The organism is Spirillospora sp. NPDC046719, from assembly GCF_040645715.1.
Lineage (GTDB): Bacteria > Actinomycetota > Actinomycetes > Streptosporangiales > Streptosporangiaceae > Spirillospora.
Genome location: NZ_JBEYYT010000336.1, coordinates 1 through 10726 on the forward strand (window position 1 = coordinate 1; position 10726 = coordinate 10726).

At 74.5% G+C, this 10726-nt stretch carries 9 protein-coding genes; 4 read left to right on the forward strand and 5 right to left on the reverse strand.

What is annotated here, in order from left to right; translation table 11 throughout:
* A partial coding sequence (locus ABZ914_RS37690; protein ID WP_500199185.1) for an aminotransferase class I/II-fold pyridoxal phosphate-dependent enzyme occupies positions 1-883 on the forward strand: 883 nt, incomplete at its 5' end.
* Between the two features lie 150 nt (positions 884-1033).
* Here ABZ914_RS37690 and ABZ914_RS37695 read toward each other — a convergent pair.
* A complete protein-coding gene (locus ABZ914_RS37695; RefSeq protein WP_500199187.1) occupies positions 1034-2014 on the reverse strand; it encodes an oxygenase MpaB family protein in 981 nt (326 codons plus the stop codon).
* A gap of 212 nt (positions 2015-2226) precedes the next feature.
* Here ABZ914_RS37695 and ABZ914_RS37700 point away from each other — a divergent pair, with 212 nt between their 5' ends.
* Entirely contained in the window at positions 2227-3231 is a 1005-nt protein-coding gene (locus ABZ914_RS37700) for an MCE family protein (RefSeq protein ID WP_500199189.1), read from the forward strand.
* Here ABZ914_RS37700 and ABZ914_RS37705 read toward each other — a convergent pair.
* On the reverse strand, positions 3206-3940 hold the full coding sequence (locus ABZ914_RS37705) for a TetR/AcrR family transcriptional regulator (RefSeq protein WP_500199191.1): 735 nt from the start codon (positions 3938-3940) through the stop codon (positions 3206-3208). The two genes, ABZ914_RS37700 and ABZ914_RS37705, sit on opposite strands and share 26 nt — an antisense overlap.
* 226 nt (positions 3941-4166) lie before the next feature.
* Between ABZ914_RS37705 and ABZ914_RS37710 the strand changes: the two genes are divergently transcribed.
* Together ABZ914_RS37710 and ABZ914_RS37715 are read left to right on the forward strand one after the other, a co-directional pair.
* On the forward strand, positions 4167-5675 hold the full coding sequence (locus ABZ914_RS37710) for an APC family permease (protein ID WP_500199193.1): 1509 nt from the start codon (positions 4167-4169) through the stop codon (positions 5673-5675).
* Positions 5676-5746: 71 nt separating this feature from the next.
* Entirely contained in the window at positions 5747-7393 is a 1647-nt protein-coding gene (locus tag ABZ914_RS37715) for an amidohydrolase (protein WP_500199194.1), read from the forward strand.
* A 65-nt stretch (positions 7394-7458) separates the two neighbouring features.
* On the opposite strand, the gene ABZ914_RS37720 is transcribed toward ABZ914_RS37715, so the two are convergent.
* The 3 genes from ABZ914_RS37720 to ABZ914_RS37730 all read right to left on the reverse strand — a co-directional run bounded on the left by ABZ914_RS37720 (position 7459) and on the right by ABZ914_RS37730 (position 10510).
* Complete coding sequence (locus ABZ914_RS37720) at positions 7459-8652, reverse strand: lipid-transfer protein (protein ID WP_500199196.1); 1194 nt, start codon at positions 8650-8652, stop codon at positions 7459-7461.
* Positions 8653-8777: 125 nt separating this feature from the next.
* Complete coding sequence (locus tag ABZ914_RS37725; RefSeq protein ID WP_500199197.1) at positions 8778-9827, reverse strand: threonine aldolase family protein; 1050 nt, start codon at positions 9825-9827, stop codon at positions 8778-8780.
* Between the two features lie 47 nt (positions 9828-9874).
* The gene (locus ABZ914_RS37730) at positions 9875-10510 is read right to left on the reverse strand and encodes a hypothetical protein (RefSeq protein WP_500199200.1); all 636 of its coding nucleotides are present in this window, start codon (positions 10508-10510) and stop codon (positions 9875-9877) included.
* Positions 10511-10726 lie beyond the last annotated feature (216 nt).

Below are 10726 nucleotides of genomic sequence, written 5' to 3' on the forward strand. Positions count from 1 at the left end.
GCTGCTGGCGGCGCGGCGCGGTGTGCTGTGCCCGTCGGGGAAGGACGCGGGGACGGTCGCGCTCCAACTGGCCGCCGGCCCCGGCACGCCCGTCTACCTGGACGCGCTCGCGCACCCGTCGCTGTGGACGGGCGCGCGGGCGGCCGGCGCCGGCACGGTCCGCTTCCACCACAACGACCTGGCCGACCTGCGCCGCCGCGTCGAGGCGGGCGGTCCCGGGGTGATCTGCGTGGACGCGGTCTACGGCACCGACGGGTCGGTGTGCCCGCTGAACGGCCTGGTGGAGATCGCCGAAAAGCACGGGTGCCTGCTGGTCGTGGACGAGTCGCACGCGATCGGCGTCCGGGGGGCGCGCGGCGAGGGCCTCGTGGGCGAATTGGGGCTGACGGGCCGGGTCGCCTTTCGCACCGCCGGTCTCGGCAAGGCGTTCTGCGCGCGCGCCGGCCTCATCGCCTGCGACCATCCCGCGTTCGCCGGCGCTCTCGGCGCCTCGGCGTCCGGCCCGCCGCTGCCCGCGCAGGAGGTCGCGGGGCTCGCGGCGGCGCTGGACGTCGTCCACGCCGACGGCTGGCGGCGGGACCGGGTCCGCGCGGCCACAGGACGGCTGCGCGGCGGCCTGGCTGCGCTGGGGTTCGGCGCGGTGGACGCCGACACGCAGATCATCGCGCTGGAGATCGCCGCGGAGGCCGACGCGGTGCGGTTGCGGGACGAGTTGGCCGGGCGGCACATCTTCAGTGCCGCGCTGTTCTCGGGGATGTCCTCGTCCCGGACCCTGCTCCGCCTGGCGGTGCACGCCGGCCTCACCGACGACGACGTGGACCGCGTCCTCAGCGCCTGCGAGGAGCTGAGCGACCGCCCCGCGGCCCCCGCCCCGGCCCGCTGAACCCCGGCCCGCTGAACCCCGGCCCGCTGAACCCCGGCCCGCTGAACCCCGGCCCGCTGAACCCCGGCCCGCTGAACCCTGGCCCGCTGAACTCCGGCCCGCTGAACAGCGGCCGCTGAAAGCCGGGCCGCGTCGGGGCGGTCCGCGCGGTCACGACACCCGTGCGCGGCGGCGCGTAAGGCGACCGCGCCGTGCCGGGGGTTCCAGAGGGCCGCCGCTCTGGGTGAAGACGTAGCGCTGGTCGCGGGTGTGGGCGCCGATGTAGCGGAGCATGCTGCGCAGCGCCCAGTGGTTGACGCCGCTGGGGATCATCCGGTAGCCCTGCCGGTTCGCGACGGCGAGTGCGGTGAACCGCGCCTGGTCGAGGGCGCTCCACGGGATGTCGAAGCGGTCGCGGACGATGGCGGGCAGGCAGCCGAAGGTGATCAGGCGCAGCGGGCGTTCGGCGACGAGGCGGCCGGCGCGGTCGAGGCGGGGGCCGCCGACGGGCAGCAGCGTCACGGTGTCGGAGCCGTGCTTGGCGATCTCCAGCGCGCGGGCGGCGGCGGGGGTGAGCTCCAGCCGCTCGGCGCAGACGTGCCAGAACTTCGACCGGAACGCGGCGTAGTCGGCGGGGACGGGGCGCATGCTGACGCCGTAGCGGGAGTACCAGGTGACGGTCTCGGCGTACATGCGCTCGTGGTCCTCGGCGGTGAGCGTGCCGGGGTGGAACAGCTCGGCGGCCTTGAAGATCTCCCAGGTGAAGGTGGCGTGCGCCCACCAGAACGTCTCGGGTTCGAGGGCGTGGTAGCGGCGGGCGAGCTCGTCGACGCCGCCGATGCCGCGGTGCAGGTCGCGGATGGCGCGGGCGCGGGCGTCGCCGTCGGGGGCGAGGATCGTCGCCCAGATCTGCGGGACGGACCGGTGGATGCGGTCGAAGGGGGCGTCGAAGAACGCGGAGTGCTCGGTGACGCCGGCGCCGATGCCGGGGTGCAGGAGCTGCATCAGCCCGGCGGCGGCGCCGGGGAGCAGGGACCGCAGGTCGGCGGCGTACCGCCAGAGCAGGGTGCCGGGGCCGAGCGGGGCGGTGGCGGCCGCGCGGGCGTGCGGGGGCGCGGCGGTGACGGCGGGGCCGGATGCTGGGGCGGGCATCGCACCTCCTGGCCAGTGTTCACTTACATCCAGCGTACCCGGATTGAGACACGAGTCAATTTTTGTCGCATGTTCAAATGATCCGTGAGCGTACTTTTGTGGGCCGGGCCACAGCGCGCCGCCCGAGCTTCGTCGCCGGGCGCATAGCCCGGCCGGGGCCTGCGCGGGTGCAATGGCGGCCACACGAAGGGACCTCGCGAAGGGACCTCGCCATGGGCGATGAGCACCTGTCCGCGCGCAGCCGGCTGCGGTACGCGGTGGCCGGGTTCGCGGCGCTGGCGGTCGCGGCGGCGGCGATGGTGGTGTCCGGAGCCCCCTCGCCGGGACGGGTGCACCGGTTCACCGCGGTGTTCTCGGCCGCCGGCGAGGGCCTGGACCCCGGGAGGTCGGACGTGAAGGTCCGGGGGATCGCGGTCGGGCGCGTCGAGTCCGTCCGGCTGCGGCGGGACGGCCGGGTCGCCGTCGGGCTGCGGGTGGAGGCGGGCGTCGCCGTCCCCGCGACCACGCGGGCGGCGATCGAGCCCGTGTCGGTCTTCGGGCCGAAGGACCTGACCCTCGACCTCGGCACCGGGCCCGCGCTGCGCGACGGCGCGCGGATCGCCCGCACGTCCGACCCGGTGGAGCTCTCCGGGATCACCGGCCGCGCGTACGGCCTCACCGCCGCGATCGACCCGTCCGACGTCGCGACGATCATGCGGACGCTGGCGTCCGGACTGGGCGGCGAGGGGCCCGCGCTGCACCGGACGATCGTCGACGGGGCCGCGCTCGCCGACGCGGTCCACGCGCGCGAGCCGGAGATCCGGCGGCTGATCGGCGACGTCGCGGGGCTGTCGGGGACGCTCGCCGACCGCGGCGGCGCCGTCACCGGCGCGGCCGGCGACCTCGACCGGCTCGCGCCCGTCGTCTACGAGCGGCCCGACAAGGTGTCGCGGTTGCTGGACGCCGCCGGGGAGCTGTCGGACCGGGTGGGCGGCACGCTCCGCGACCACGGGGCGAACCTCGGCCGCATGGTCGACGGGACGGCGAACGCCGTGCAGGTCCTGGCCTGGCAGAACCGGCGGCTGCCGGTGCTGATGGACGTGCTGAACGAGCTGTTCCGGGGCCTCGGCGGGCTGATCCGCGTCCCGGGACCGGAGGGGACCCTGCTCGGCAGGGGAGTGGACACCTTCGACCTCGACCTCTGCACGACGTTCATCGACCTGTGCCAGGCGCCGTGACCGCGGCGAGGCGCGCCTCCAGGCCGTCGAGGAACAGGGCGAGCGCGCCGGGGTAGGCGCTGGTGACCATGGTCGCGGCCAGCGGGCCCGCGCAGGCGCTGATGTGCGGGTGGGCGTCCGGGTCCAGCCGGGCGTAGGTGGCCGTCCACGCCGCGCGGTCGGCGGCGGCGGCCTCGGCGGGCAGCGCGTTCGCCGCCGCGTCCAGCGCCGCGAACCCGAGCGTGAGGTCGACGAACTGGTGGTAGTGGCGGGCCGCGAGCGCCGGCGGGAACCCGGCCTCGCGGAAGACGCCGAGGCCCGCCTCGACGGCGCGGATCTCGTTGGGCCGGCGGGTGACGCGGGACGCGGCGAGAAGCGCGACCTGCGGGTGCGCCACGTAGGTGGCGTGCAGGTGCTCGCCGATGCTGCGCAACCGCTCGCGCCAGCCGCCGCCGGTGCGGGTGCCGGCGAGGGTGCGGCCGATCAGCTCGTCCGCGACGGCGAGCACGAGGTCGTCGGTGTCGCGGAAGTACCGGTAGATCGAGGACGGGTCGGCGCCGAGCGCGGTGCCGAGCCGCCGGACGGTGAGGGCGCCGTCGCCGCCCTGGCCGAGCAGCCGGATCGCGGTGTCGACGATCAGCTCGTGCGACAGCACCACGCCCGACCTGGTGGGACGGCGGCGGCGCTTGCGGGCGATGACGCGGTCGGGCTGCGGGGGAGTGCGGTCCATGGGGGCTCCCGGGGGCGGGGTCGGGACGGGCGACACCTTATGACAACACCATTGACCACAAAAGCGCGCGGGCTATTTCATATGGATCCACCGGCCGCCCACCAGGGCGAACCGGCCGGCGCGCACCACCGTCGCCCGCTCGCCACCCGTCGCCATGACCACCCGTCGCCATCGCCACCGTCGTCCCGCGGGGCCTGTGTCCCCGCCCTCCCGGATCGGGCAGCCCATGCACCCCGCCCCCGCCCCGCCCGGCGCGTCCCTGAAACGGTCGCTGGGCGTCCTCGACGGCGTCGTCATCGCCGCGTCCAGCACCGCCGCGACCACCAGCATCGGCATCGGCACCGGCGTCATCGTCGGCGTCGTCGGGCTGCACGGGCCGATCCTGGCGCTGCTGGCCTTCCTGCCGGTGCTGTGCATCGGCGGCGCGTTCGCCCGGCTCAACCGGGTGGAGCCGAATGCCGGGAACGCCTACGTGTGGGTCGGGCGCGTGCTGAGCCCGTGGCTCGGCTTCCTCGTCGGCTGGGTCAACATCGTCGGCACGATCGTCTTCCTCGCCTACACCACCACGGTCACCGGCTCGGCGCTGATCCTGCTCGCGGGCGAGGCCCACGTGCACCGCCTCGGCGGGCTGGCGCTGGACCCGGACTCCAACCTGCAGGCCACCCTCCTCGGCATGGTCGTGCTCGTCGCGGTGACGGCGACGGCCGTTGCCGGGGTGAACCTCGCCGCTCGGTTCCAGCGCTGGCTGCTGGTGTTCGAGTACCTGGTGCTGCTCGGCTTCTGCGGCTACGGCCTGGTCGTCGGCGACCACCCGTTCAGCCTGGAATGGTTCAACCCGTTCGGTTTCCCGTCCCTGCACGCGCTCGCGCAGGGGATGGTGCTGTCGGTGTTCACCTACTGGGGGTTCGACGCGGTGTTCAGCGTCAGCGAGGAGGTCCGCGACCACCGCGACGCGTCCCGCGCCGGGCTCATCTCGCTGTTCACCATGCTCGCGCTGTTCCTGCTCGGCTCGGTCTCCTTCCAGCGGGTGCTGTCGGCGGACCAGATGGCCGACCACGGCGCGCAGGGCCTCACCTACTTCGGCGCGCAGCTCGCGCGGCAGCCGCTGGCCGTCCTGCCGCTGGTCGCGCTGACCTTCTCCGCCGTGGCGTCGCTGCAGGCCGGCGTCATCCCGACCGTCCGCGGCATGTTCGCGATGGGCCGCGACCGGACGCTCGGGCCGGTGTGGACGCGGGTGCACCCCCGCTACGGCACGCCCGCCGCCGGGACCGTGCTGATCGGCGCCATCGCCGCGCTGGTCGCCGGGTTCGCGCTGGTCATCCCGAAGGTCAGCACGCTCATCGAGGCCGCCGTCAACGCGATCGGCATCGTGGTCGCGCTGTACTACGGGCTGACGGCGCTGGCCGCCGCGGTCCGGTTCCGCGGGCTGCTGCGCACGTCCTTCCGGGAGGGCGTGCGGGCGGTGGTACTGCCCGTCGCGGGAGCGCTCACCCTGTTCGTCCTGGGCACGCTGCTGTGCGTGGACTTCGCCACCTCCACCGACCACTTCGCGCTGCGCGCCGACAACGGCTGGTTCGAGCTGTCGATGCCCGCGCTGATGATCGGCTCGGGACTCGTCGCCGCGGGCTGGGCCAAGTGGGGACGCCGGTCCCCGTACTTCAACGGAGGGCGCGGCACCGACGCCGACGCCCCCGGCCTGCTGCCCGGACCCGCCGCCCGCACCGCCGAACCGTGACCCGCCGTCCCGCCGACGAACGCGGGACGTCCCGTCCCGCCGTTCCCGCCCGTTCGAGGGAGACCGCCTTCATGACCCGCCAGACCGCCGACCTGCTGTTCACCGGCGGCCCCGTGCTGACCATGGACCCGGCGCGCAGCCGGGCGACCGCGCTCGCCGTCACCGGCGGGCGGATCACCGCCGTCGGCCACGACGAGGTCCGCGACCTCGCCGGCCCCGGCACCGAGGTCGTGGACCTGCGCGGCCGGCCGCTGCTGCCCGGCTTCCAGGACGCGCACGTCCACGCCGTCATGGGCGGCATCGAGCTCGGCGAGTGCGACCTGACCGGCACCGTCGACCCGGCGGAGTACCTGCGGCGCGTCCGCGCCTACGCCGGCGCCCACCCCGGCCGGGAGTGGATCACCGGGGGCGGCTGGTCGATGGAGAGCTTCGCGGGCGGCACCCCCACCCGCGAGGCGCTCGACGCGGCCGTCCCCGACCGGCCCGTCTACCTGGTCAACCGCGACCACCACGGCGCCTGGGCGAACAGCAGGGCGCTGGAGCTCGCCGGGATCACCGCGGACACCCCCGACCCGTCCGACGGGCGCATCGAGCGCGACGGCGCGGGCCGCCCCACCGGCATGCTGCAGGAGGGCGCGATGATCCTCGTCGGCCGCCTGCTGCCCGCCCGCACCCGCGAGGACCGGGTCGCCGGGCTGCTGCGCGCCCAGGAGATGCTGCACGGCCTCGGCATCACCGCCTGGCAGGACGCCCTGGTGTGCGGGTCGGACGGCTACCCCGACGTGTCCGACGCCTACGCGGCGGCCGCCGCCGACGGGTCGCTGACCGCCACGGTCGTCGGCGCGCTGTGGTGGTCGCGCGCCCGCGGCGAGGAGCAGATCCCCGACCTGCTGGACAAGCGGGAGCGGCTCACCCGCGGCCGGCTGCGCTGCACCAGCGTCAAGATCATGCAGGACGGGGTCGCGGAGAACTTCACCGCCGCCATGACCGCCCCCTACCTCGACGCCTGCGGCTGCGCCACCGCCAACAGCGGCCTCAGCTTCGTCGACCCCGGCGCGCTGCGCGGGTACGTCACCGCCCTGGACGCCCACGGCTTCCAGGTCCACTTCCATTCGCTCGGCGACCGCGCCGTCCGCGAGGCGCTCGACGCGGTCGAGGCCGCCCGCGCCGCCAACGGGTGGCGCGACACCCGGCCGCACCTGGCGCACCTCCAGGTCGTCCACCCGGGCGACGTCGGACGGTTCCGCGCGCTCGGCGCGACCGCCAACATGCAGCCGCTGTGGGCCGCGCACGAACCGCAGATGGACGAGCTGACCATCCCGTTCCTCGGCTCCGAGCGCGCCGCCTGGCAGTACCCGTTCGGCGACCTGCTGCGCGCCGGGGCGACGCTCGCGGCCGGCAGCGACTGGCCGGTCAGCAGCGCCGACCCGATCGAGGGGATCCACGTCGCGGTCAACCGGGTCCTGCCCGGCGGCGGCGACGAGCCGTTCCTGCCCGAGCAGGCCCTCGACCTGGCCACCGCACTCGCCGCCTACACCGCCGGCTCCGCGCACGTGAACCATCTCGACGACACCGGCTCGCTGCGTCCCGGCAACCGCGCCGACCTCGTCGTCCTGGACCGCGACCCGTTCGCCGGCCCGGCGGCGGCCATCGCCGAGACCCGCGTCCACCTCACCTACGTCGACGGTGCCCGGGTCCACACCGCCCCGGACGCCTGACACCCCGGCGACGCGGGAGGCCCCGGCGCGGTCGTCGCGCCGGGGCCTCGCAGTGGCGTGCCGGGTCAGGCGGACGCGGGCTTGTAGACGGCGACGGCGCAGGCGCTGCCGAGGCCGATGTTGTGCTGCAGGGCGACGCGGGCGCCCTCGACCTGCCGATCGCCGGCCTTGCCGCGCAGCTGCCAGGTCAGCTCCGCGCACTGGGCGAGGCCCGTCGCGCCCAGCGGGTGGCCCTTGGAGATCAGGCCGCCGGACGGGTTGACGACCCACTTGCCGCCGTAGGTGGTGGCCTGGTCGTCGACCAGCTTGTGGCCCTCGCCGACCCCGGCCATGCCGAGCGCCTCGTAGGTGATCAGCTCGTTGGCGCTGAAGCAGTCGTGCAGCTCGATGACGTCGACGTCCTCGATCGACACCTGCGCCTCGTCCATCGCCTTCCTCGCGGCGCGCTGCGAGACGCCGAACCCGACGACCTGGATGGAGGAGTGGTCGTCGAAGCTCTCGGGGGTGTCGGTGGCGATGTGGTGGCCGGCGATCTCGACGGCCCGGTCCCACAGGTCGTGCTCGTCGACGAACCGCTCGCTGACCACGACCGCGGCGGCGGCGCCGTCGGAGGTCGGGGAGCACTGCAGCTTGGTCAGCGGGTCGAAGATCATCGTGGCGTTTCTGACGTCGTCGAGCGAGTACTCGGTCTGGAACTGCGCGTACGGGTTGTTCACCGAGTGCTTGTGGTTCTTCCAGCCGATCCACGCGTAGTGCTCGGGGGTGGAGCCGTACTTCTCCATGTGCTCGCGGCCGGCGTTGCCGAACATCTGCGGCATCGGCGCCTTGTCCAGCTCCCACTCGCGGCCCGCGGTCATCGACCGCAGGTGGTGGTCGATGATGGTGACCTTGGACTCGCCGACGCCCGCGCCGAGCGAGCCCTTCTTCATCTTCTCCATGCCGAGCGCGAGCGCGCAGTCGGCGAGGCCGCCGCGGACGGCCTGGCGGGCCAGGAACAGCGCGCTGGACCCGGTGGCGCAGGCGTTCATGACGGTCATCACCGGGATGCCGGTCATGCCGGTCTCGTAGAGGGCGCGCTGCCCCATCGACCCGTACATCGAGCCGGCGTACGCCATCTCGATCTTGTCGTAGGGGAGGCCGGCGTCCTGCAGCGCGTTGCCGACGGCCTCCTTGGCCATGTCGGGGTAGTCCCAGTCGCGGGAGCCCGGCTTCTCGAACTTGGTCATGCCCACGCCCACGACGAAGGTGCGGTTGGTCATCTCGGGCTCGCCCTCCTGATACCGAATCCAGTTCGGGGCCACGATAACCCGGCGGACCTACGAAGCGTTCGCTTGCCTCCCGATGATCGGGACGTCCCGGCCCGGCCGCCGGGACGCCCCGCGGGTCAGCCGTCCAGCTCCTCCGCGAGCGCGGCCGCGAAGGCGTCCACGTCGTCCTCGGTGGTGTCGAACGAGCACACCCAGCGGACCTCGCCCGTCCGCTCGTCCCAGGTGTAGAACGCGAACCGCTTGCGCAGCCGCTCCGCCGCGTCCTTCGGCACGATCGCGAACACCGTGTTCGCCTGCACGTCCTGGGTGATCCGCACGCCGGGCAGCGCGCCCGCCGCGTCCGCCAGCCGCCGCGCCATCGCGTTGGCGTGCGCGGCGTTGCGCAGCCACAGGTCGCCGTCCAGCAGCGCGACGAGCTGCGCCGACACGTACCGCATCTTCGACGCCAGCTGCATGCTCGACTTGCGCAGGAACGCCAGCCCCTCGACGGCGTCCGGGTTCAGCACGACGATCGCCTCGCCCAGCAGCAGCCCGTTCTTGGTGCCGCCGAACGACAGCACGTCCACGCCCGCGTCGGTGGTGAACGCCCGCATCGGCACCCCGAGCGCGGCGGCGGCGTTGGCGATCCGGGCGCCGTCCATGTGCACGCCGAGGCCCCGCTCGTGCGCCGCGGCGGCGACCGCCGCGACCTCCTCGGGCGTGTAGAGGGTGCCGAGCTCGGTGCTCTGCGTGATCGACACCGCGGACGGCTGCCGGCGCTGGATGTTGCCGAACCCCGCCGCGTACCGCTCGACCAGTTCGGGCGTCAGCTTCCCGTCCGGCGCCGGCACCGTGATCAGCTTCAGTCCGGCGATCTTCTCGGACGCGCCGCACTCGTCGGTGTTGATGTGCGCCGACTCCGGGCACACCACCGCGCTCCACGGCTTCGACATCGCCTGCAGCGACACCACGTTCGCGCCCGTCCCGTTGAACACCGGGAACACCTCCGCCGCGGCGCCGAAGTGCCCCCGCACGACCTCGCGCAGCCGCGCGGTCACGGCGTCGTCGCCGTAGGCGGGCTGATGCCCCTCGTTCACCGCCGCCAGCGCGGCGAGGATGTCGGGGTGGACGCTGGCCTGGTTGTCGCTGGCGAAGCCGCGCTTGGGATCGGGAATGGCGAAGGTCATGTCCCCATTGTCCCGAAGGCCGCGGGCGCGGGCACCGGCCCCCGGGTTCAGGCGGGCCGGTCGGTGACCCGTTCGACGACGCGATCGGTGACGCGGTCGGTGACGACCGGGGCGACCGGGGCGACGGGCGCGACCGCCGGTTCGGCGGCGGGCGGCTCGGCCGCGCGCAGCGCCGTCCGGGCGCGCAGCGCGTCCACGTCCTCGCCGAGCCGCGCCATGGTCGCCTGGAGGTCCCGCCACAGGCCCGCGCGCTGCTCCAGCTGCGAGAGCTTGGCGCGCAGGTCGCCGATCCGCCGCTCGGCCGCCTCGATCCGGGTGCCGTGCCCGGCGGTGTCGCGGCCGGTGCGGATCAGGCTGGTGGCGACCGCGGCCAGGTCGCGCTCGGTGTCGTCCATGCGCTCGTCGATGCGCGGCAGCAGCCGGTCGTTCAGCTGCGCGACCAGCGAGTCCAGCTCGGCGCGCAGCCCGCGCACCTCCTCCTCGCGGGTGCGCAGCGCCGCGTCCTGCTCCCGGACGGTATCCTCCAGGCGGCGCACCCGTTCCCCGTGCGCGGGCAGGAACCGTTCCAGTTCCGCCGACCGTTCCAGGTCCCGGCCGAGTCTGACGAGCAGACCGGCACCGGCGCGCAGCCGGTGCTCCGCCTCGGTGGCGGCGCGGCGGACGAGACCCGGGATCACGGTCATGGCTCCCCCCAGGGGCTGTCGAGTGTTTCTCTAAACTCTAGGCGAACCGCTGGGAAACGGGAGGTGTACTTCCGGTGTTGTTCGCCGGTTTCGGACCGGTTCCCGGGGTTTGAACGGTCGTGGTCCCCGGCGTGCTCGCAGGCGCGGTCCCGGGCGCGCTCACGGGCGCCTCGGCGGGCGCGCCGCCCGACCGCCGTCTGCGTCCCGGGCGCGCCG

Excerpts from the sequence above, each read along its gene's own strand:
- ABZ914_RS37730 (WP_500199200.1), bottom strand. The coding sequence starts at position 10,510 with ATGACCGTGATCCCGGGTCTCGTCCGCCGCGCCGCCACCGAGGCGGAG.
- ABZ914_RS37705 (WP_500199191.1), bottom strand. The coding sequence starts at position 3,940 with ATGGACCGCACTCCCCCGCAGCCCGACCGCGTCATCGCCCGCAAGCGC.
- ABZ914_RS37700 (WP_500199189.1), top strand. The coding sequence starts at position 2,227 with ATGGGCGATGAGCACCTGTCCGCGCGCAGCCGGCTGCGGTACGCGGTG.
- ABZ914_RS37710 (WP_500199193.1), top strand. The coding sequence starts at position 4,167 with ATGCACCCCGCCCCCGCCCCGCCCGGCGCGTCCCTGAAACGGTCGCTG.
- ABZ914_RS37695 (WP_500199187.1), bottom strand. The coding sequence starts at position 2,014 with ATGCCCGCCCCAGCATCCGGCCCCGCCGTCACCGCCGCGCCCCCGCAC.
- ABZ914_RS37715 (WP_500199194.1), top strand. The coding sequence starts at position 5,747 with ATGACCCGCCAGACCGCCGACCTGCTGTTCACCGGCGGCCCCGTGCTG.
- ABZ914_RS37725 (WP_500199197.1), bottom strand. The coding sequence starts at position 9,827 with ATGACCTTCGCCATTCCCGATCCCAAGCGCGGCTTCGCCAGCGACAAC.
- ABZ914_RS37720 (WP_500199196.1), bottom strand. The coding sequence starts at position 8,652 with ATGACCAACCGCACCTTCGTCGTGGGCGTGGGCATGACCAAGTTCGAG.